Genomic DNA, 21,421 nt, shown 5'->3' on the forward strand with positions numbered 1-21,421 from the left:
CCAACCGGTTAATTTGGCAGCTAATCTAACATTTTGACCGGCCCGACCAATAGCTAAAGAAAGTTGATCGGGTTTAACTTTTACAGCAATAATTTTCTTTTCTTCGTCAATAATTTTTGCTTCAGAAATTTTTGCTGGGGCTAAAGCATTGGTAACAAATTTAATCGGATTGTCAGTATATTCAATAATATCAATTTTCTCACCACCCAACTCAGCAATAATGGTTTGAATTCTTGAACCCCTTTGTCCAATACAACTGCCAATTGGATCAATGCCTTTTTCAGTTGTCCACACTGCTACTTTTGAACGACTACCAGCTTCCCTGGCAATAGCCTTAATTTCTACTACTCGGTTAGCAACTTCCGGTACTTCAGTTCTAAAAAGTTCACTAAGAATATCTGGGTGAGCACGAGAAACAATGACTTCCGGGCTACGCGTTCCTTTCTTAACTTCTGAAATGTAGACTTTGATTCTCTGCCCTGGTAAATATTTTTCTCCTTTAATCTGCTCGCTCAAAGGAAGTATAGCTGTCACTTTATCTAAATCAACAAAAACATTATTTTTCTCTTTTCGTTGAATGAGGCCAGAAACAATTTTTCCTTCCTGGGCTTTAAATTCTTGATAAATAACCTCTTTTTCTGCTTCTCTTAATTTCTGAATAATTACTTGTTTGGCTGCTTGGGCAGCCACTCGACCAAAGGAAGTAGGAATTTCTAGCTCTCTTTTAATTTCTTCACCGACTTTTACATTCTTTTTAATTTTTTTTGCCTCGCTTAAGGTTATTTCTTTTTTTGGATTAAATTTTTTTTCTTCCAGCTTTTCAGGTCCTTTATTTATTTCTGGCTGCACCGCCAATGATGCTTCAGGGATGACATCCCTTTTCTTTCTTTCTGAATCAGTTGATGTCTTCACCTCTTCAGGATCTGCGACCACGGTTTTTACATCGAAGACTTTGATGGTACCAGTCTTCAAATCAAACTCAACTTTAATATTTTGGTTTTTTTGCCCAAAATCCCGTCGATAGGCGGTGGCTAACGCTGATTCAATTGCTTCAATAACTTTTTCTTGGGGTAAATCTTTTTCCCGACAAATCTCTTCAATGACTGGCATTAAATTGCCAAGTTGCATAAATTTGATAAAAATTAAAGACTAGATTTTAAAACTAGTCTATCTTGCTAGTTTAACAAATTAAAAAATTAAAATCAAGTTTAGATTTCCACAGCCTGATGATGACGAATGAGAGGTTGGTTCTGATTCAGTTCGATAGCCACTAAATCAACACGCCAATTTTCCTCTTGAATTTTTTTCTCCATCAAATAACTATAAATCGCTTTTTTCAACCTTTTCTTTTTATAAAAATGAAATTCTTCTTCCGGTAGGCCAAGTTTTTGACTACTTTTTAATTTTACCTCAACGAAAACTAATTGTTTTTTATCTTTAGCAATTAAATCTATTTCACCAAATTTATTTTGAAAATTTCTTTCAATAATCTTATATTTTTTCTTCCTTAAAAATTCTTCGGCCATTCTTTCGCCAAGACTCCCTAATTGTCTTTTTTTGGTTGTCATTATTTTTTAACCAAAACCAAACCAAAGTGGTAGGGGCCAGCGGCAAATTCTTTTTCCAAAGCAAAACCTAAAGAAAGGGCTAAATTTTTTACTTCTTCTGGCTTAACTCTTAATTCAACTGGTGGACCAAGAGGAGAAGCGGTTTTACCCCAATCAGCAAGAAAAATTTTACCATTTTTCCTTAAAATCCGATGAGCTTCTTTTAAAATAATATCGTGTTTTTTTGTCTGAAAAAACAAGTTAGTAATAATAACAAAATCAACGCTTTCTTCGGCTAATTTTGTTGATTGATAAACCTCTAAGTCAGCCCAACGTGTTTCAATATTTTTAAAACCATGAAGTCGAGATAAATTCGAAACGGCCTGAAGAACTGATTTTAAAATATCAAAGGCATAGACAAAACCATCTTTACCAACTAATTTGGCAGCCTGAAGTGAAAAATAACCTTTAGCCCCACAACCAAAATCAGCCACCTTCATCTTTTCCTCAATACCAGCAGTTTTTAAAACTTCCTCAGCGTTCATCAATTCCGCCCCTCCAGGAATTTTTGAAGGTAAAATCATATCTTTTTATTTTAATCGAAAACTTCGACGATGACAAGGGCAGGGCTTATATTTTCGCAGTTGCTGATAATGTTCTTTAGTGCCGTATCCTTTATTTTGGGCAAAATGATATTGAGGAAACTTTTTGTCTAGATTTATCATCAAATGATCTCGATAAACCTTGGCTAAAATGGAAGCGGCGGCACAGGAAAAAATTTTTCTATCAGCCTGAACAATTGAAAAGTAAGGAATTTTTAAGCTCTTTAAATTGATTCTGCCGTCAATCAAAAGATACTCTGGTTTAATTCTTAATTTTCTCACGGCTCTTTTAATAACTTCTTGGTTAGCCCAATTAATGCCTTTTTGATCAATTGTCCTGGCGCCAATTTTGGCCACGCTCCAGGCCAAAACATTTTTTTTAATCTCTGAAGATAATTTTTCTCTTATTTTCGGTCTCAGTAATTTGGAATCTTGAATTTGTCTGAACCAGCGATTTTTGACTTTTGATTTTGAGAAAATCACGGCCGCGGCAACTATTGGTCCGGCTAAGGCCCCACGACCAGCCTCATCTAAACCGGCCACATATCTAAACCCTTTTCGCCAAAGATTTCTCTCAAATTTTAAACCCGGCATTAAAGCAATTTAAATTTATTAATTTCTAAACCAAATCGATAACCCAAAAATTCAGCCGCTTTGCGACAGTAAATCATTCGTTGGGTAAAAATTTCAAAATATTCAATGAGGGGACAAAATTCAGTATCGACTTGAAGGGTCAATTTAATTTCTTTATTTTTTTTGTCAATTTTTAATTTTGACTCTTGAACAGCATAGTTAACGCGGTCATGGAGATCGGCTTTAATTTTTTTCAAATCTTTCTCTCTCACTCTTGATCGATGGACGTCACTTTTATCAGCCAAAACAGTGACGGCTGAAACAGCATTAGTAAATTCCATTTCTTGACGGTCGTGATTAGCAATGGCTTGAAGAAGTATTGTCAACTCGACCGGAGAAAATTGCTGATGAAAAATTTGACTAAAGAGTAGGGCCGCCCAGAGATGATGACCGGAACGAGATAAAAAATTGCCAATGTCATGACAAAAACCGGCAATAGCTGAAAGTTCCTGTTCTTTTTTAGTAAGACCGATTTCTTTGGCAACATTTCTTGCTCGATCAGCCACTAAATGGGCGTGTCTCTGACCATGATCAGTATGACCAATGGCGGTTAAGGCAATGTCAGTTTGTCTGATAAATTCTAAAATATAAGGATTTTTTTTAACTTTGGAAAAACTAATCATAGAAACTTATTTTATTTTAACAAAAATAATAGTTTTTGTCTTGATCTTTATTTTTCCTTAAGATGACAATATTTTTTAAAAATTTCTTTTACTTTTTCCAATTTTTCTTCCTGAACAAAAATATAATCGGTTTCGTAAGTAGAAACATACAAAATACTAATCCCGGCTTTAGCCAAAATTGTTGATAAGAAAGAAACAATCCCTGTCAAAGAAAACCCTAGCGGTCCCTTCACTTGAAAAACGCGCCAATTTTTTTCTGCCAAAACGCCGCCAGGAATTTTATTTTCAGAACAAAGAATGGAAAGTTCATCGGGTGTTTTGTTAATAGAGAAAAATTCACTTTCAATCGCCCAGTCCGGAATTGAATGATTTTTATCAAAATGACAAATCCCTAATTTTTCAGGTAGAAGAAAAAGGGTAAATTTTTTTAATTTTTTCTGTTTTGTTTGCATTTTTTTACCATAACTTAAATATTATTGGCGGTGTGTATTTGAAAAATCCGAACCGATTTCATTAACGGGCTCGGCGGGCGGAATTCCCCCCGAACCCCTATTCCGCTCGCCTCACCCTGAAGCGGAAGCGAAAAGGACGATTTCAAGTTTTTCCTTAGCGGCACATTATTTTTTATCAAAATCTATTTTCTCTTTTTTTTACAAGCCTTAACCATGCAATGATTATTCCCGCGATAATAATTACAATAATTACTGCAATTATTGGCAATTTTTTTAAAAATTTTGATTCTGTTTTAATTCCACTTTCCGGTGCGCTTGGTGTAATCCCGACCTCTTTTTCATCAGACCCTTCCCAATTAATATTCTCGGCATTTCTTAAGCTAAGCCAAGATTCTATTTCTTCGCCCACATCAAGGGACCCAGCTTGAGAAAGTTTGTTACTATTCGCCTCAGCTTTTTCTCCCCCCTTCACTTTTATTGTTTCCCCGGTTGCTTTAGATTTAAAATCAACCTCGCCTTCAAAAACTTTCAAAATTGATTTTCCATTTTTTCCTCACATACAAAAGTTGTTCCTTTAATACCAGCCACTGCTTGGTTCATTTCTATTTCAAATGTTCCGTCTTTGACCATTTTCTTGACATTGGCCCAAATATTGCCAGCCACCAGCTTAAGCTTACTTTCTTTTTCCGGTGGAGAACTTACAACGATTTCTGACTCCGGACCAAGTACAAAAGTACTCATATCCACAAATGAAAGTATTACTTTACTGTCTTCTTCGGTGATAATATGGGCATCAACAGGTATAACATCATCCATTTTAAGCGGCCGTCTGACACCATCAATTTCAATATCTACCTGACCCGTCATTCCAGCCACTCTGACACCAGCATCAACATGTTTTTTCGGTACTTCAACATCAGTGGGTTTAGAAATTGCTGATTGTGGTTTAGCAATTGGCACTACCATATAAGAGACTTTGTTTACAATATAAGTACAGCGGGTTTGTGTGCCACTTTTCTCTTCTATACCAGTGGAAGATTTATAATTGGGAAATTTATAATACCATTCACCGTTATTTGTTTTACAAAAAAAATTCAAAACTACATGGTCCTTGATGACTTGCCCTTGGAAAGTGCCGGATTCAGTACCTCGGTACCAACCACCCCCTCCTCTTTTATCAGTATTAGAAACACTCTTATCTATCTTGTAATTTCCGCTTATTTTGCCGGTTTCTTTATCATATACTCCCTCTAGTTTGATAATCCCGTCGCCAGTAAAAGTTTGTGCCCCAAGCTTATAAGAGATGCTAGTTCGGTAATTACCGTCGCTAACATTAGAAAGTTTTCCGTCTCTGACGGCGGCAGGATAAAACGTAAAAAGAATTTTATAGTCTTTGTCTATTGGGGCCGGATCATCGGGAGTATACATCCTATAAACAGGATAAACTAAATCAAAATCTTCCTGCGGCCAAGGCGGTTCTTCGGCTAAAACAAAAGAAATCTGACCGATTAAAAAAGTTAATATCGCTATTAAAAGAAAAAAGGGGTTTTCATAAATTTATATAAGCTTATTATAGATCTTTAATTTTAATTTACAACGCTCCACCTCCAAGCAGAAGGAAAGGACGATTTCAAGTTTTTCTTTGGCAGCAAATTCTTTAATTATTCTTCTTCAAAATAATCTGAATCTATTTTTTTAATGTCGTAACTAGTTATTTTTGTAACTCCAATGTCATTTTCAATCATTAATTGAGCCAACATATCTCCATCAATCAAAATTACTTTATGGGGAATTGTTTTAACATAATCTAGGGCGTCTTTTGTAAAAGTTGAGGTTGTTATAAATACACCCTTGCTGGCGTGTTGACCAGCCAAACTTCCAACGAAATTTCTAACCTCTTTTGATCCAACTACATTATCCCATCTCTTTGCTTGAATATATATAACATCAAGACCAAGCTTATCTTCTTTTATTATTCCATCTATACCACCATCTCCGCTTTGACCAATAGCCTGACCAGCATCCTTTAAGGAGCCACCATATCCCATTCTAATTAATAAATCAACGACTAGTTTTTCAAAAAATCGTGGGGATGATTGTTTTACCAGATTTAATAACTCTTGAGATAAATCTTTTTTAATTCTTTGATAACCATATTCCAATAATTCCTGTGGTGTCTGTTTTAATCCTTCTTCTTGTTTTTCTTCCTCTTTGTCTCGGCGAAGATTTCTAAATTCAATAAACTGCGGGAATTGTTCTAAAAATTTAGTATTTATTTCCGGAGGGTTCTTACTTAAAACATCTAGCCCTAAATCAGTAATTTTGAAAAATGATCTTCGTGTAGATTCAAGCAATCCGGCTTTCTTTAAATACGTACGCGCCCAACCAACACGGTTATCAAAAACATACTGTTGGCCACTTGGTAGAAGTTCTTTCCTTTGTTGTTCATTTAATTTAAACAGATTAGCTAGATGTTCGATAGCTTCTCTAATTGAGTGTTCATTTTTATCAGAGGCAAATTTAAGAAGAGGAAGCATTATTGATTGATAATCTGGTATATTCATAAGTTTTATTTTAATAAACTTCTATTAACACTCCAAGCGCCTTAGCAATTTTTGCCATAATTTGGACACTTGGCCGATTGGGTGTGCCACTTTCGATTTTTATAAGCTTTGTGTATTAGGATTTTCTAATTGGCGGTGGGGGTGGGATTTGAACCCACGATCACCTTAAGGGTGATACCGCATTTCGAGTGCGGCGCCTTCAACCACTCAGCCACCCCACCCTTTTAAATTTTCTCAGATTTTGCAGAAAAATCAAGATTTTTTGTTACTAGAAGAGAACCAATAATTATCCAGAATAAAATCGCCAAGTCATTTTTAAAATAAGAGGTATCAACGAGGCTGTGGATTAAAATTACTATTACGGCCGACAAAATTGAGGCAATTAATAATTTGTTGTGCTGACGGGATTTTAAATTTCCCATTTCCAAATTCCAAATTTCAAACAATTTCTGAAAACCTATTTGAAAAAAATTCAAAATAATCATTAAGAAGGTAATTAAGCCAAAAATTCCTAATTCAGACCAAAGGGCTAAAAATAGATTATGAGGATAGGGGTGGGTTTCTTTGGAAATAATTTCTCCGGTTGGTAAGGTTAGTGGTTTTTGATATAAGGGGATTAATTTTTGATAGCCACGTAAGCCAGCGCCAAAAATTGGTCTTTCTTTCAAAAGTTTAAAGACTCCTTGCCAAATGTTTAAGCGAAGCTGACCAGATAAATCTTGAAAAGTAATTTTGGGCCAAAGATAGCTTTGCCAAGGAGAGAAAAAAAGTAGAAAGTAGAAAGTAGAAAGTAGAACCAAAATAAAAATCAATTTCTGGTTTTTTCTTAAAATAATCAAAAAATAAAAAATTAAGCCAACGACAATACCTAAAATCGCACCCTCGGAACGAGCAAAAATGATGGCTAAAATTGATAAAACAGAAATGAAAAAGTAGTAAATAGAAGGTGGAAACTTTTTATCTTTGAGACCTTCTAAAAACTGACCAAGAAACAATAAGATCAAGGGACTAAGATAAAGACCTAAAAAATTTGACTGAGGAAATGGACCGGTTGCTCGCCAAATCGGTTTTAAAGGATACTGCCAGGCTTCTAAACTCAACATTCCGCCACCAAAAATTTTCTGACCAATCGCCCAAAGAGAAATATAGAGCGCCGAGAAGCTCAAAAAGAAAAAGACAAAATTTAAATCTTTTTTTGTTTTGATTAAATCTAAAAAAATAATTAATAATAAAATTGGTTCTAAAAAATAAGCTCGCCAATGACCAAGGGCTAACCATTGATCAGGCGAGAAAAAGACGGCTATTAAACTGACCAAAAGCCATAGCAAAATTAGCCAAAACCAATTATTTCTTTTGCAATTTTGACTTGTAATTTTGATATTTGATTTTTGATCTTTGATTTTATTTATAAACCAATAGGCAAATAAAATCAGAATCATTATTTCTAATAACGTGGTCGGCAAACCAAAAATTCTCAATCTTATCTGGTAGGTTGGCAAACTAGCAAGGATTAAAAATAAAAACCATTTCATCTTTTTATTTTATCATTTCCCTTTCTTTTGCCAATCTGGTATAATAAAACAATGACTCAAGAAAAAAAATCAAATTGGTTCAGTACTATTATCAGTGTTATCATCGCCTCTTTTTTGATTATTCTCATTGCTTTTCTTTTAAGATTTTTAGAAAAAACCTTGATCAAAGAAGTGGAAGCGAAAACTTTAGATTATGCAGCCAGAAAAATTGAACAAAAACCAATTGAAATTATTAAGCTAAAAGCAGGAAAAAGTATCACTTTTGAAGTCAAGTTTAAAAATGTTGGTCAAAAAAATTGGTTAAAAGGTAAGGTTTTTTTAAAATCCCTTGCCTCTCCAAAAAGTTCCTTTACTCATCCTTTTTGGCCTCAATTTAATGTCCCTTATATTGTAAAATGGGGAGTACCTGTGGGTCAGACAGGCACTCTTCGCTTTGCTTTAAGAGCACCAGAAACGAATGGTCTTTATTGGGAAAAATTTCAACTTTTTGTCAATCAAAGCCAAATTCCAGGTGGTGAGATAGAAATAGGTATCAATGTCTATGGAGGGAAAAACCCTTCACTACCTTCAACTAATCAAAACAGTACTCCTTCAGGTGGAATTTTTTGGGAAACCATTAGTCCTAATTATCAAATTCAAGAAGAGATAAAATATCAAGAACCAAAAATTAGAGTTGGACTTCTTTATAGTGAAGAAGAGTCAACACAAGACGAGGATCTTTCTCATCTGCCCATTAAAATTAAAACTCTCAATCAAGAACCTTACGAAATTCGACTCATCAAAGAAGATTATCGTCTGCTTTTAGTTCAAAGTCAAGGCGAAGAAATAGAAATTGATTTTGATTTTCAAAATAAAAGGTATTTAGTAAAAAACCAGGGACAACTTTTTGCTAATACTGATTCGCCACTTCTTTTTTCACCTTTATTTGACACAACTATTTTTAAAATTACTTCTTGGCAACGAGGACCATTCTGGGGCCTCCCGGTTAATGACAATGAATATCGCGGTCTTTTAGAAATTCGTTTTAATCCTTCAACTAATCGTCTATGGTTAATCAATGAACTACCTATTGAAGAATATATGAAAGGGGTGGCTGAGGTCCAAGACTATTATCCTTACGAAATGCTCAAAGCTCAAAAAATTGCTGCCCGGACTTATGCTTTTTTCCGTTTTCTTTTCCCAAAATATACTCAAGTACCGGATGGCGAAGGGCCAATTTTTACTGTTCGCGCCACTCAAGCCGATCAGGTCTATCGTGGTTACAACTGGGAAAAACGCTCGCCCAATACGCAGAGGGCCGTAGAAGAAACAAGGGGGATGATTATGATTTATGAAAACCAACCTATTTTGGCTTATTATTTCGCCCGTTCTGATGGCCGAACGCGTTCTTCTTGCGAAGCAAGAATGACAAAAGAATGTTTACCTTATCTTGTTTCTGTTCCTGACCCGCCTGGCCAAGGAAAGACTTTAAAGGGTCATGGGGTGGGAATGCCTCAGCAAGGTGCCCGTATTGCTGCTGAACAAGGCGCTTTGTTCCATCAAATTTTAAGATATTACTATCCAGGCGTAGAAATAAAAAAGGTTTGGTAAAAATTGAAACAATGTAGACAATTTTTTGTCTCTATTTTTTTTATTTTAAAAAAGCGGGTAACGGGAATTGAACCCGTATCTTCACCTTGGAAGGGTGACATAATAACCGTTATACGATACCCGCTTTATTTTAATTAAAAATTTTCTTTGATTTGACCACCTAATAATTTGACAATTCTGGTACTTGAATTTACCTTCTCTGTTCCAACTCCAGCTATGACCTTAATTTTATATTTCCGACAAACTTCTTTTTCTTTTTCTGGTAAGTTATCAAAATTTCTATCACCACCTTTGGCAAGAATAATCTCGCAATCAGGATTTTTCTCAGCTAGCATTTTCAGAGTTTCAGCCACTGAAATATCTTTATCAATGGCCAAAATAACTTTATCGACGCATTTTAATTCTTGAACAATCATCATTCTTTCATTTTCGTCTAAAATAATCTGACCCTTTTTAATCAGCTGCTGTTTATCATTGTCAACAATTACCCAAAGTTCATCGCCAAGTTTTTTTGCCTCTTTTAAGTGACTAAGATGACCGCCGTGAAGGGGGTTAAAAAATCCGGAAACAATGACAATTTTCTTCTTCATCTCAGTTTTAACTATATTTTTTTCAAAAACTTTAAAAAAAGATAAGCGATGAAGCCACCTGTTAAAGCCGTGACAAATTGAGGCCAACCCATCATCGAAGCAACTTTGACTGCCAGAGGATTTTTCAGGAAAAAATTAACCAAAATCTGGCTCGATAAAAATAAAAAAAGAAATTTCAAAAAAGAGGCGGTAACGACGCCCAGCCAGTAATTCTTTCTAAAAAATAAATTAAAAGTCACAACCAAAATTGCATTGCCTATCATAATAAAAGGAATCATTGGCGCTAAAACAAAAGGTAAAAGTCCGATAGAAAGGGAAATGAGGCTAGGTAGTAGACCAACCAAAAGGGCACTGGAAGAACCTAAAAGAACAGTGGCAAGAAAAAGTAAAGCATTGACAATTGGACCAGTTATAAACTGAATTTTAAAAAGTGGAGCTAAAATTGATAAACTAAGAAAAATGACAAATTGAACTAAGGTCAAAATTTTTTCTTTTTCTAAAATCAAATTTTTTATTTTCGCCATATTTTTAATTTCTTAAAATTTTAATTTTTTCTTTCTTTTTAGGCAGGTATTTAGTGTGAGTTAAGAGATGAATCTCTTGGATTGTTTTTTCTTGATAAACTTTCTTGACAATCGGATTAAGATGGGCAATTTTTATCTCTTTTTTTTGATCAATTTGATATAAACCTTCGGCTCTTTTCTCTCTAATTTTATCATTAACTGGTAGGGGTTGTCCACCGCCACCTAGACAGCCACCCGGACAAGCCATCACTTCAATGTAATCAAAAATTTTTGGATTCTTCTTGAATGTTTTTAAAATTTTTTGAATATTTTTTAAACCATTAACAACCGCTACTTTTATTTCTTTTTGGCCAATTTTGATCTTTGTCATTTTAATCCCCTTCAGTCCTCTTATTTTTTGCCAATCAATTTTAACCAAATCTTGACGAGTGAACTTCTGGTAAAGACTTCGAAGGGCTGATTCCATAACGCCACCGCTGGTACCATAAATCACCCCTGCCCCTGAGGGCCAGCCAAGTGGTAAATCAGGTTGAAGAGGCTTGATTTTCTTTAAATCAATTTGATATTTTTTAAAAAGATAAATTAATTCTCGAGTCGTCAAAACATGATCAACTGGTGGAATACCTTTAATCTTTAATTCTGGCCGATTGATTTCGTATTTTTTAGCCGTGCAGGGCATAATAGAAACAACAGTAATTTTTCTCGGATTGATTTTTTCCTTTTGAGCAAAATAGTTTTTAATCAAACCACCCAAAATAATATGAGGTGATCTTACGGTTGTTAAATAGGGAATCAATTTAGGTTGATAAACCTCGACAAACCTCACCCAAGCTGGACAACAAGCAGTAAAAAGTGGTAAATTTTTATTTTCTTCTAATCTTTCAATTAATTCGTTAACCTCTTCAGTAGTAGTAAAGTCAGCTCCAACAGCAGTGTCAAAAACAAAATCAAAGCCAAGTTTTTTTAAACCGGCTGTCAATTGATTGGTTAAATTTTCACCATAGGAAAAGCCAAAAGCTTCGCCAATAGTCGAACGAATTGAGGGAGCAAATTGAGCAATAAGAATTTTCTTCTTTTTGCGAAACGGTTCTTCTATCTTTTCAAATTCTGTATCAGATTCAATTGCCCCAGATGGACAATGGATAAGACATTGACCACAATAAAGACAACTATTCTTGCGGGAAGGTATAACTTCAATATCTGCTCCTTTATTTTTAATGGCTAAAAAATCAACTGGACAAGCCTCAAGACAATTTCGACAGTCAATACATTTTGTCCCATCAAGAATTACTGGTCCAAATTGATAAATTTTTCTTTGACTCTTTCGATCAGAAAATCTGGTAATTTTTACCCGATAATCTTTGGCTAATTTTAATAATTGACAATTAAAGCGCCAAACACAATCATTACATTCTTCTTCATGTTGGGCGAAAATAAGTTCTAAATTAAACTTCCTTGCTCGTCTAATCCTTAGCGACTCAGTTTTTATCTCCATTCCCTCCTCAACTTCTGTTGAACAAGCGGTCGCTAGGTTTTTTCTACCTTTTATTTCCACCAGACAAATTCGACAATTGGCCTTTTTTTTCAAATCTGGATGAAAACAAAGAGTAGGAATGACAAAACCATTTTTTTGCGCCACCTCTAAAACTGTTTGCCCCTTTTTGGCGATTATCTTTTTTCCATTAAGAATAACTTTTATCTTTTGATCCATATTTTACCAATTAAACTCTCAAAAGAAGTGGTCACTGCTTGACCAAAGGGACAAAAACTTGTTTCTTTTAAAAGAAAAAAAATGGCCTTTAATAAAAGCCAATCAATTTTCTTTTTACTTAAAATCTCCCGCAGACGATAAACTCCTTCTCGACAAGGCACACATAAACCACAATTTTCTTGATAAAAAAAATTGGCCCATTTTTTCATCAGAGAAATTAAATTAGTTCTTTTTAAATCATAAATAATAATCCCGGCTGTACCACCAACCCTTCTATCTAATTCTTTATCGGTGATAATCTCACCGCTTGCTCCACCACCAATTTGAAGAAAAAAACGAAAGGTCGGAAAATTATCCGTTGCTTTTAAAATCTGCTTGACCGAAAAATCAACTGGTAATTCATAAACACCAGGATTTTTTGCTTTACCACTAATGGAATAAAAACGATGATTTTTGTATTGATTCCTGGCAATTTTACTCACCCAAAAAAATGTTTCGACATTGTTAATTAAAGTCGGATAGCCAAAAAGTCCTTTTTCTGTTGGATAGGGTGGACGGGGGCGTGGCTCGTTTCTTTTTTCTTCCAAAGAATTTAAAAGTGTTGTTTCTTCGCCATTCAAATAGCCACCAGTTTTTTTGACAAGATAAATCGGCGCTTGGCCGATTATTTTCTTCAATTGATTTTTAAATTTTTGATAATAATCTTGGCGCAAATAAAAAATAGCTTCTTGGGCGCCAACTGTCTTTAAAGCAATTTTAATACCATTTATCACTTCTTCTGGCCAGTTTTTTAAAATAAAACCATCTTTATATACACCCGGTTCGCCCTCTGAAGCATTACAGATGACATATTTTTTTTCGCTTTTTGCTTTTTTAACCGCTTGCCATTTTAACCAAGTCGGAAAAGCCGCTCCACCCCGACCAGTGAGGTTGGTTTTTTTTAATTTGATAATAATATCTTGACTCATTAAGAAAATGATAATCCTTTTTTATTTTTAGTCAACCAAAATATTTTTTTCGCTGGTTTTTTTATTGCTCTAAAATAAAAAATCGGGGTGGCCGGACTCGAACCGGCGACCTTCTGCTCCCAAAGCAGACGCTCTAACCAACTGAGCCACACCCCGTTACCCTAGCCATGGTCAATGAACTTTGAAGCGATAACAGTCAAATTTCAAAACTTCTAACTTCTATCTTCTAAATTCTGATTTACCACTTACTTTTTCGAATGCCAATCAAAAAACCAAGATGATTAACAAAAATATGAAGAAAAAAATTTAAAATTAAAGCTAAAAAAACAAATCTCACTGATGGTCGCCAAAGCAAGGAGATAAAAATTAAAGCACCGCTGGTATAGTCAATTTGATCAAAAGGAATCCATTTCTGGCCGGGCGGAATACCTATCCTCCTTTTAAAAAAACTTTTTATTAAATCACCAAAAAGAGCGCCGAAACCTAAAAGAAAGCCAATGGATAAAAAATTTTTTGAGTAATCAAAAAAAGAAATTTCTTGAAAAAATTTAAAAGAAAAAAGTAATCTTTGCAAAAAGGCAATCAAAAAAGCTGCCAAAATGCCTCGACAAAAACCTCCTAAAGTTTTATGAGAGCCAAAAATTTTCTCAGAAATAGGAAGATCTAAAAATCTTTTGAAAATTGAGGCGGCAATATTAGCTGCATAGGCTGGGAGAAAAAACCAAATTATTTTTAAGAAGATCATTTTTCTTTTGGCGTTCTAAAATAATCAAGAGCAGTGAAAGCCATAATTAAACAGGTTATATAACCAATCGAATTTTTATAAGGAGAATTAATAATAAAAAGGGCAAGGGTGGTATAAACAAAATAAGAATTGATCGTCGTGCTTGGCCGTCGACCAGGCAGACAAAACTTTTTATTTTTTAAACTGTGCTTGATAATCGAAGAAATAATTAAAAGGGTAGCAATTAAAAAAGCAATTTCAAGGGGGAGGGAAAATTCTTTTAAAACAAAAAGTGGAATAGCTGCAGCATAACTTAATAAGAGGTCTGCTAAACCATCTAGAAAATCTCCTAATTTCGAAGTCAAATTAAAACGTCGAGCCAAATCGCCATCTAAAAGATCAGTGGCGACGCCAATTAAAAAAATGATAAAAGCTGTGGCTCGTTGATGAACAAAAATAAAATAGAAGACGAAAGGAGACAAAATAATTCGTGTAATTGTTAAACTATTAACGAGATAAAAAAGAATTCTATTTTTTTTCTCTAGGCCATTCATCTGTTTTTCTTGAAAATGCCGAGGGGCAGAATCGAACTGCCGACGCCAGGATTTTCAGTCCTGCGCTCTACCACTGAGCTACCTCGGCTTTAAATATAGAAATTTGAGATATTATATCAAAAAAGTATAAATTTTTCAACATTACAAAGTGGGCGGTGTAGGATTCGAACCTACCACCTCTTCGGTGTAAACGAAGCGCTCTTACCAAACTGAGCTAACCGCCCTTTTAAAGGCCAGGAGGGGATTTGCACCCCTGTATAGCGGTTTTGCAGACCGCTGCCTTACTCCTTGGCTACCTGGCCATTTTTAAAAATTATTTTTCTGAAGATCCTAAAGATTCTCGCACAAGCTTATTAATCTTTTGGCTAACTTCGTAGGGATTTTTAATATCACGAAAAATAAATCTTTCCTTGGCGCCGGCTGTCTGAATATAAACATTACCAAACCTGAAAAGAGTTGGAAAAAAGCCTTTACTCTCGGCCATAATATCTTGAACTCTAATTAATGGTTGTTTTGATAAAGTTCGGCTAAAAAGTCCAGCTTGTTCAACATCAATAATCTGTTTATTAGTAACAACCCAAAGGTCGAAATAATAATCAATCCAAGCATGAAAAAGAGAAATCCAAGTAAAAAGAAGATATAAACTCGCCACCAAAACTAAAAGAGGATAAACAATTTTATCGGCTAGAAGGTGGGGAAAATAAATTTTCAAAACGAAGTAGGTTAAAAATGGCAAAGAACCCAAGAGAAGAGAGTTTAAAATTTTTTTAAAAAAAATAAACCAATGACGACGGAGAAAGAAAATCACTTTTTCGTCTAAATCAAGTTGAAGAAGGTCTCTTCTTAGTTTCATAACAAAATTATTTAAAATTAAGTGGCCATTCTAATTCTATTTTTGGAATCTGAAAAGAAAAAAATGGTTGACGCCAGTTAATTTTAATGATTTCTTGGTAAGAGGCAAAAATAATAATTGTCAAAATGGCCAAAAAAAGAAAAGAGGCAAAAACTGTTTCCGTATCTAAACTACCAAATCTGAAAAGGTGATAGAAGTTAAACAAAACATAAAGTAGACAGACAAAAAGTAAAGCAAAATAAATGAATAAAAAGATATAAAGAGAAACTTCCATAAGTTTAGAATTTTTAAAGCAGTTTTTGCTGTATTTGACCAAAGTATTCTCTGGCAGCTTGGGTAGCTATCCGACCGCGCGGCGTGCGGTCTAGAAAACCCAGTTGGATTAGATATGGTTCATAAATTTCTTCTAAAGTTTCTTCTTCTTCGCCTAAGGCAGCAGCTAATGTTTTAATACCTGTTGGCCCACCCTGAAATTTTTCAATGATAATTTTTAAAAATTTACGATCGGTCGGTGTCAAACCCATTTCATCAATTTCTAAAAGGTCAAGAGCTTCTTTAGCTAAGGAAAGATCAATTTTTTCTTTTTCTTTAACTTGTGCATAATCTCTGACTCTTTTTAAAAGCCGATTAGCAACGCGAGGCGTCTTTCTCGCTCTTTTGGCAATCTCTTGAATGGCTTTTTGGTCTAAAGAAAGGTTTAAAATTTTAGCTGAACGAGTAACAATTTTTTCTAGGTCTTTTTCTTCATAAAAATCTAAATTATAGGTCACACCAAATCGATCTCTTAATGGTGGTGTTAAAAGACTTGGCCGAGTAGTGGCACCAATTAAAGTAAAAGGAGGTAAGTCAATTCTTAAGGTTTCAGCCATTGGCCCTCGACCAACGACTAAATCTAAATGATATTCTTCCATCGAAGGATATAAAACTTCTTCAATTAAAGGGTTCAAACGATGAATTTCGTCAATAAAAAGAATTTCGCCTTCAGAAAGATTAGCTAAAATGGCGGCTAAATCACCGGCTCTTTCAATAGCTGAACCAGACGTGACGCGAATTTTTGCTCCTAATTCATAAGCAACGATAAAGGCTAAAGTCGTCTTACCTAAACCCGGCCCGCCACAAAAAAGAATATGCTCAACTGTCTCATTTCTTTTTTTGGCTGCCTTAAGAAAAATCTCTAAATTTCTTTTTATTTTTTCTTGGCCAATAAATTCTGAAAGTTTTTTTGGTCTGAGCGATGAGTCAAGAAAATTATCTTCTTTATTTTTTTGAGGATTGAAAATTTTTTCTAATTTATTTTTTATTTTTTCCATCTTTTTATTCTAATTAAACCAGAGCAAGGAACAATTTCTATCCCTCTTTTTTCCAATTCGTCTAAAAATAAATTCATTCCCAAAGAATCAGAAGAAATATGGCCGGCAATAATAACATTAAGATGGGCCTTCTCGGCTTGTTTCTTGTGGGTCTCACTAATATGCATACCAACAATCGTACCAATACCAGCCCGCGAAAGATAATGATAAATTTCTGGAGCGCCTTCAGTGCCGCCGGTTGTCTCTAAAAGAACAACTTTTCCGGTCCGATTATCAAGCGAGCCAGTAAAAAGACGTGGGCCGGCGCCAATTTTTATGGCTTCTTGATATTCAGGAATACTTTTTAAAAGCTTCAAAACGTCAGAAATATATTCTGGTCTCTCTTTTTCAATTTTTTCTTTTAAAAAACGAGTAACTAAATTATCACAAACTGTATGAAGACACATAAAACCATAACCCAAAAGTCGAGCGGCGTCAACTTCACGATTATGGTTAGTCGGTGAAAGTTTTCTTGCCACTTCATCAATTCTTACTTTGAGTAAACTTTCAGCAATGTGAATTGGAATGCCATAACTAGCCAAAATGTCCACTTGCATCTTCATCACTTCATCTAAGCCAGCCAGAGCTCTGCCAGATGGGTGATGAGAAATAATTAAATCAAATTTCCCTAAGCGATCAGCCAAAAGTAATTCGCTCACGCCAATATCAATACCGACTAAAACTTTCTTAATTTTCTTTCGTGTTGGGACTAAAATTCTTGTATCAGTATAAGGATTTTTTAATTTTTCTAAATCAAATTCTTCTCTTTCTTCTTGAGACATTTTTTCATATTTTTCCTTAACCCTCTTCAACATTTTGGTAATCTCTGTTTTACCTCTTAAATCAGCCTCTATGCCCATTTTAATGGCTAATTGATAGATTTGTTCTTGGGTCATAAATTTCATTTAATCATTTCAAACGCTTAAAGACATAAACATTTTAACAAATTCTTGAAGTCTTGGCAAGGGAAGAGCTTTTGTTATAATATATTATACAAAGCGCGTGTAGCTCATCGGTAGAGCAACTGCCTTATAAGCAGTGGGTAGATGGTTCGACTCCATCCACGCGCACCACAATGGAAATTTGAGTGTTGAAATTTGAAATTTCTCCTTATGGGTCATATTTTCTTAGGGATAATTTTTTGTGTTATTGGGACAATGGTGACTATGAAATCAGAATGGTTTTTTCGTGAGTTTGGTCGTATTGAATGGGCAGAAAAACATTTAGGTATGGAGGGAGGAAGCAGACTTTTTTACAAGCTCTTAGGCATTCTAATTATTTTTATTGGCTTTTTTGTTATCGCTGGTCTTCATCTTTCCTTTTTTCGTTGGCTAGCCAAAACGTTATTTAGCAGTCTAGCTCAATAAATATGATTTATGATCTTATTATCATCGGGGCGGGACCGGCTGGTTTAACAGCCGCTCTATATGCCTCACGTTATCGAATTAAAACTTTAGTCATTGGTCGACCTTTTGAGAGTAGATTAACCGAAGGATATTTAATTGAAAATTACCCCGGTTTTCCGTCAATTAGTGGCCTTCAATTAATCGAAAAATTTGTTAAACAGGTAAAAAGTTATAATACAGAAATTTTAGAAGAAAATGTTGTAGAAATTAATAAAGAAAATATAACTTTCAAGGTTCAGACAGAACAAAAGAAAATTTTTCAAGCTAAATCTTTGATTATCGCTTCTGGGACAGAAAAAAGAAGGCTTTCGATTGCGGGAGAAAAAGAATTTCTGGGTAAAGGTGTTTCTTATTGTGCTACCTGTGATGCACCTTTATTTAAAGAAAAAATTGTCGCCGTCATTGGTGGTTCAAATTCGGCTTTAATGGCTGCCGAACTTTTATCAAAATATGCTCAAAAAGTTTATCTGATTTATCGTCAAAAATCATTCCGGGCGGAACCTATCTGGCAAGAAAGAATAAAAAGGGAGAAAAAAATTATTCCCCTTTTTGAAACTAACCCTGTCAAAATTGAGGGGAAAAAATTTCTTGAGAAAATTATTTTAGATAAAGAATATCAGGGTCAAAAAGAATTAAAAGTAGATGGTTTAATTATTGAAATTGGTTCAGAACCAGTTTCAAAATTGGTCAAAAATTTAGGCGTTGAATTAGACGAACAAGGTCTCATCAAAATAAATACTGACGGCTCAACTAATATTGAAGGAGTCTTTGCCGCCGGCGATATCACAACTGGCTCAAATAAATTTCGGCAAATCGTGACCGCCTGTGCGGAAGGAGCAATTGCCGCCTTAGGAGTTTATAACTATCTTAGAAAAATATGACTTTCTTAGAAAGCACCGTCAACCAGTTTAGAAAAATTGCTAAAATTTTAAATTTATCAGAGAAGGTCAAAAAAAGAATCCTCGAACCGGAAAACGTTTTATCTTTTGAAATAAAATTAAAGAAAAATAGTCGTGAAATAAACTTACCAGCTTGGCGGGTTCAACATAATTCTTTACTTGGTCCTTACAAGGGCGGCATTCGCTTTCATCCTGAAGCAAGTTTAGAAGAAGTTAAGGCGTTGGCTATGTTAATGACTTTTAAGTGTGCTTTAATGAATTTACCTTTCGGTGGTGGTAAGGGAGCAGTAAGAGTTAATCCAAAAGAACTCTCAGAAAAAGAATTAGAAAAAATCTCTCGAGAATATGTGAGAATAATTACCCACAACATTGGTGAGAATAAAGATGTGCCGGCGCCGGATATGGGAACCGATGAAAAAATAATGGCATGGATGCTTGATGAGTACGAAAAAACAATCGGTAGAAAATCGCCAGCCACCTTTACTGGTAAACCAGTTGAAAAGGGTGGTATCGTTTTAAGAAAAGAAGCAACGGGTTTTGGTGGTGGAATAATAACTGAAGAAATTATCAAAAAATTAAATTTATCGCCAACAAAAACAACAGTCGCCGTTCAAGGTTTTGGTAATGTCGGCGTTTATACGTCCCTTTATCTTTTTGAAAGAGGGTTCAAAATTATTGCTCTTGCTGATTCTTTAAGTGGTATTTTTGATCCCGCGGGTATTGACGTTAGAGAAGCTGTTGAATATAAAAAGGCTTTTAAATATTTAAGAGGTTTTCCGGGTAGTCAAGAAATTAATCGTCAAGACTTTCTCTCTTTAGAAACTGACATTCTAATTCCCGCTGCCACCGAGGACGTAATTACAAAAAATAATGCGCAAAAAATTAAAGCCAAAATTATTATTGAATTAGCTAATGGTCCAACAACTGAAGCCGGAGAAAAAATTTTGTTAAAAAAGAAAAAAATTATTCTGCCCGATATTTTAGCCAACGCCGGCGGAGTGACTGTTTCTTATTTTGAATGGCGGCAAAATAAAGAAAATAAAATTTGGTCAAAAGAAATGGTGTTTCAAGAATTAAGTAAAAAAATGAAAAATATCTTTGATGAAGTTTGGCAAATTTCACAAAAAGAAAAAAATGATTTAAGAACAACAGCCTATCTTTTAGCTATTAAAAGATTAGTAGAAAATTATGAACGGTGAACCAAAAAAACATCAACCCGTTATTATTTTGATGAATAAAATGCAAGTTAAAATTCAGGTTGGCGAAATTATCCATCCAATGATTGAAGGTCATTATATCACCTGGATTGAATTAGAAAAAAACGGTTCCATTATCAATCATAAAGAGACAAAACCGGGCGAGACGCCAATTGTTGTTTTCAATTGTCCTTGGCGGGCCAATGATCTACTTATCGCTCGTACTCATTGTAATCTCCACGGTCAATGGGAAGCAAATTTAAGAGTGCCGTATTAATCAAAAATAAAAAAGTGAGGTGGTTATAATTTCTTTTATAACCACCTTTAAATATAAAATTCAAAATGATCCAAGTTCTTCACCCGCTGTCGGAAAAGTCTCGTAAGTATTTCACCGGGGGTCGAATTGTCTAAAATCATCCAAAAGAATAACACGAGCTCTTGGTGACCAATAATTATAACTTGCGTTTCTTGATTAGGATTAATAACCAATTTTTTTATTTTTTGTATTCCTTGTTCCACGCGCTTTCGAAATTTCATAGGTGGCTCTGTAAAAACAGGTAAACCTAACAACCACAAGAATAAAGAAAGGTTAGTAAAAATTTTGGATCGATGCAAAAGGTCAAAAAGACGACCTCCGAAAAGAGTAGGAAGTTTTTTTGTCTGAAGAGGCCCAAATTCCGGAAACAGCTCAACAGAAAACATAAATGGTAGGTTCTCTTTTAGGTCTTCAACTAACCCGTGCGTTCTGGCTATTGGACTGTTATCAAAATAATCTGCGGTCGTAATAAACAGAACTGGTCGGTTCTGATCAATTAGAGAAATAATTTTCCGCCGAAACCCTTCCTTTCCATCTTCTGTCACGCTGCCATTCCGGACATAACTAAACTCCGGATGGCGAATTAAAATAATCTTTGTCTTTTTCATTTTTTCACCTCCTTATTTTCTCTCTTATAATAAAAAATAAAAAAAATTGTCAAGAAAAAATAATTTTTATTGAATGACTCCTCCGCCTAAACAAACATCTTTTAAGTAAAAAACACAAGATTGGCCAGGGGTTACTGCTTTTTGTGGTTTTTTAAAAATGATTTTTAAAAGTTTATTTTT

At 34.7% G+C, this 21,421-nt stretch carries 27 protein-coding genes and 7 tRNA genes; 6 read left to right on the plus strand and 28 right to left on the minus strand.

What is annotated here, in order from left to right:
• The 11 genes from nusA to N2259_01600 form a co-directional block, all read right to left on the minus strand.
• Positions 1-1,128, minus strand: a 1,128-nt coding sequence (gene nusA / locus N2259_01550; GenBank protein MCX7778913.1) for a transcription termination factor NusA, incomplete at its 3' end; no start/stop codon positions are given.
• An 80-nt stretch (positions 1,129-1,208) separates the two neighbouring features.
• Entirely contained in the window at positions 1,209-1,568 is a 360-nt protein-coding gene (locus N2259_01555) for a YraN family protein (protein ID MCX7778914.1), read from the minus strand.
• Positions 1,568-2,131: a class I SAM-dependent methyltransferase gene (locus N2259_01560; protein MCX7778915.1), complete on the minus strand. Its 564-nt coding sequence runs from the start codon at positions 2,129-2,131 to the stop codon at positions 1,568-1,570. The genes N2259_01555 and N2259_01560 overlap by 1 nt, the downstream gene beginning before the upstream one ends.
• A 6-nt stretch (positions 2,132-2,137) precedes the next feature.
• Complete coding sequence (locus N2259_01565; protein ID MCX7778916.1) at positions 2,138-2,743, minus strand: ribonuclease HII; 606 nt, start codon at positions 2,741-2,743, stop codon at positions 2,138-2,140.
• On the minus strand, positions 2,743-3,405 hold the full coding sequence (locus N2259_01570; GenBank protein ID MCX7778917.1) for an HD domain-containing protein: 663 nt from the start codon (positions 3,403-3,405) through the stop codon (positions 2,743-2,745). The genes N2259_01565 and N2259_01570 overlap by 1 nt, the downstream gene beginning before the upstream one ends.
• Positions 3,406-3,452: 47 nt before the next feature.
• Complete coding sequence (locus N2259_01575; GenBank protein ID MCX7778918.1) at positions 3,453-3,857, minus strand: ACT domain-containing protein; 405 nt, start codon at positions 3,855-3,857, stop codon at positions 3,453-3,455.
• A gap of 175 nt (positions 3,858-4,032) precedes the next feature.
• The gene (locus N2259_01580; GenBank protein ID MCX7778919.1) at positions 4,033-4,389 is read right to left on the minus strand and encodes a hypothetical protein; all 357 of its coding nucleotides are present in this window, start codon (positions 4,387-4,389) and stop codon (positions 4,033-4,035) included.
• Positions 4,386-5,285, minus strand: coding sequence for a FecR family protein (locus N2259_01585; GenBank protein ID MCX7778920.1), 900 nt, complete (start codon positions 5,283-5,285; stop codon positions 4,386-4,388). Before N2259_01585 ends, N2259_01580 begins: the two co-directional genes overlap by 4 nt.
• Before the next feature lie 233 nt (positions 5,286-5,518).
• Positions 5,519-6,421, minus strand: coding sequence for a restriction endonuclease (locus tag N2259_01590; protein MCX7778921.1), 903 nt, complete (start codon positions 6,419-6,421; stop codon positions 5,519-5,521).
• 130 nt (positions 6,422-6,551) lie between these two features.
• Positions 6,552-6,642, minus strand: a tRNA-Ser gene (locus N2259_01595).
• Positions 6,643-6,645: 3 nt separating this feature from the next.
• On the minus strand, positions 6,646-7,953 hold the full coding sequence (locus N2259_01600) for an O-antigen ligase family protein (protein ID MCX7778922.1): 1,308 nt from the start codon (positions 7,951-7,953) through the stop codon (positions 6,646-6,648).
• A gap of 51 nt (positions 7,954-8,004) precedes the next feature.
• Here N2259_01600 and N2259_01605 point away from each other — a divergent pair, with 51 nt between their 5' ends.
• Positions 8,005-9,543 (plus strand): SpoIID/LytB domain-containing protein, encoded by a 1,539-nt coding sequence (locus tag N2259_01605; GenBank protein ID MCX7778923.1) that lies wholly within the window; start codon positions 8,005-8,007, stop codon positions 9,541-9,543.
• A 52-nt stretch (positions 9,544-9,595) separates the two neighbouring features.
• On the opposite strand, the gene N2259_01610 is transcribed toward N2259_01605, so the two are convergent.
• From N2259_01610 to N2259_01680, 15 genes are all read right to left on the minus strand, one after another.
• Positions 9,596-9,667: transfer RNA gene (locus N2259_01610), tRNA-Gly, on the minus strand.
• Between the two features lie 10 nt (positions 9,668-9,677).
• Complete coding sequence (locus N2259_01615; GenBank protein ID MCX7778924.1) at positions 9,678-10,133, minus strand: adenylyltransferase/cytidyltransferase family protein; 456 nt, start codon at positions 10,131-10,133, stop codon at positions 9,678-9,680.
• An 11-nt stretch (positions 10,134-10,144) separates the two neighbouring features.
• Positions 10,145-10,657 (minus strand): iron hydrogenase, encoded by a 513-nt coding sequence (locus N2259_01620; GenBank protein ID MCX7778925.1) that lies wholly within the window; start codon positions 10,655-10,657, stop codon positions 10,145-10,147.
• A gap of 4 nt (positions 10,658-10,661) precedes the next feature.
• Positions 10,662-12,368, minus strand: a complete 1,707-nt coding sequence (locus N2259_01625; protein MCX7778926.1) for a [FeFe] hydrogenase, group A — start codon at positions 12,366-12,368, stop codon at positions 10,662-10,664.
• Entirely contained in the window at positions 12,353-13,336 is a 984-nt protein-coding gene (locus N2259_01630; GenBank protein MCX7778927.1) for a hypothetical protein, read from the minus strand. Before N2259_01630 ends, N2259_01625 begins: the two co-directional genes overlap by 16 nt.
• Before the next feature lie 82 nt (positions 13,337-13,418).
• A tRNA-Pro gene (locus N2259_01635) sits at positions 13,419-13,492 on the minus strand.
• A gap of 82 nt (positions 13,493-13,574) precedes the next feature.
• Entirely contained in the window at positions 13,575-14,081 is a 507-nt protein-coding gene (locus N2259_01640; protein MCX7778928.1) for a CDP-archaeol synthase, read from the minus strand.
• Positions 14,078-14,614 carry a CDP-alcohol phosphatidyltransferase family protein gene (locus N2259_01645; protein ID MCX7778929.1) on the minus strand — a complete coding sequence of 179 codons (537 nt, stop codon included), beginning with the start codon at positions 14,612-14,614 and terminating at the stop codon, positions 14,078-14,080. Before N2259_01645 ends, N2259_01640 begins: the two co-directional genes overlap by 4 nt.
• 16 nt (positions 14,615-14,630) lie before the next feature.
• A tRNA-Phe gene (locus N2259_01650) sits at positions 14,631-14,702 on the minus strand.
• 61 nt (positions 14,703-14,763) lie between these two features.
• Positions 14,764-14,838: transfer RNA gene (locus N2259_01655), tRNA-Val, on the minus strand.
• 6 nt (positions 14,839-14,844) lie between these two features.
• Positions 14,845-14,916 (minus strand) — tRNA-Cys (locus N2259_01660).
• Positions 14,917-14,927: 11 nt separating this feature from the next.
• Positions 14,928-15,467 (minus strand): PH domain-containing protein, encoded by a 540-nt coding sequence (locus N2259_01665; GenBank protein MCX7778930.1) that lies wholly within the window; start codon positions 15,465-15,467, stop codon positions 14,928-14,930.
• 7 nt (positions 15,468-15,474) lie between these two features.
• On the minus strand, positions 15,475-15,741 hold the full coding sequence (locus N2259_01670) for a hypothetical protein (protein ID MCX7778931.1): 267 nt from the start codon (positions 15,739-15,741) through the stop codon (positions 15,475-15,477).
• Between the two features lie 13 nt (positions 15,742-15,754).
• Positions 15,755-16,777, minus strand: a complete 1,023-nt coding sequence (gene ruvB, locus N2259_01675) for a Holliday junction branch migration DNA helicase RuvB (GenBank protein ID MCX7778932.1) — start codon at positions 16,775-16,777, stop codon at positions 15,755-15,757.
• Positions 16,765-17,712, minus strand: coding sequence for an NGG1p interacting factor NIF3 (locus tag N2259_01680; GenBank protein ID MCX7778933.1), 948 nt, complete (start codon positions 17,710-17,712; stop codon positions 16,765-16,767). Before N2259_01680 ends, ruvB begins: the two co-directional genes overlap by 13 nt.
• Positions 17,713-17,814: 102 nt before the next feature.
• Between N2259_01680 and N2259_01685 the strand changes: the two genes are divergently transcribed.
• From N2259_01685 to N2259_01705, 5 genes are all read left to right on the plus strand, one after another.
• Positions 17,815-17,889: transfer RNA gene (locus tag N2259_01685), tRNA-Ile, on the plus strand.
• A 39-nt stretch (positions 17,890-17,928) separates the two neighbouring features.
• The gene (locus tag N2259_01690) at positions 17,929-18,183 is read left to right on the plus strand and encodes a hypothetical protein (protein ID MCX7778934.1); all 255 of its coding nucleotides are present in this window, start codon (positions 17,929-17,931) and stop codon (positions 18,181-18,183) included.
• 2 nt (positions 18,184-18,185) lie between these two features.
• Positions 18,186-19,103 carry an FAD-dependent oxidoreductase gene (locus N2259_01695; GenBank protein ID MCX7778935.1) on the plus strand — a complete coding sequence of 306 codons (918 nt, stop codon included), beginning with the start codon at positions 18,186-18,188 and terminating at the stop codon, positions 19,101-19,103.
• A complete protein-coding gene (locus N2259_01700) occupies positions 19,100-20,320 on the plus strand; it encodes a Glu/Leu/Phe/Val dehydrogenase (protein ID MCX7778936.1) in 1,221 nt (406 codons plus the stop codon). The genes N2259_01695 and N2259_01700 overlap by 4 nt, the downstream gene beginning before the upstream one ends.
• Complete coding sequence (locus N2259_01705; GenBank protein MCX7778937.1) at positions 20,310-20,594, plus strand: class II SORL domain-containing protein; 285 nt, start codon at positions 20,310-20,312, stop codon at positions 20,592-20,594. Before N2259_01700 ends, N2259_01705 begins: the two co-directional genes overlap by 11 nt.
• Positions 20,595-20,641: 47 nt before the next feature.
• Here the strand turns inward: N2259_01705 and N2259_01710 are convergent, their stop codons facing one another.
• Both N2259_01710 and N2259_01715 read right to left on the minus strand, forming a co-directional pair.
• Positions 20,642-21,241, minus strand: coding sequence for a hypothetical protein (locus tag N2259_01710; protein MCX7778938.1), 600 nt, complete (start codon positions 21,239-21,241; stop codon positions 20,642-20,644).
• A gap of 66 nt (positions 21,242-21,307) precedes the next feature.
• A partial coding sequence (locus N2259_01715; GenBank protein ID MCX7778939.1) for a hypothetical protein occupies positions 21,308-21,421 on the minus strand: 114 nt, incomplete at its 5' end.

The sequence above is a fragment of the Patescibacteria group bacterium genome (assembly GCA_026417895.1).
Classification (GTDB): domain Bacteria; phylum Patescibacteriota; class Patescibacteriia; order UBA2591; family CALHIP01; genus CALHIP01.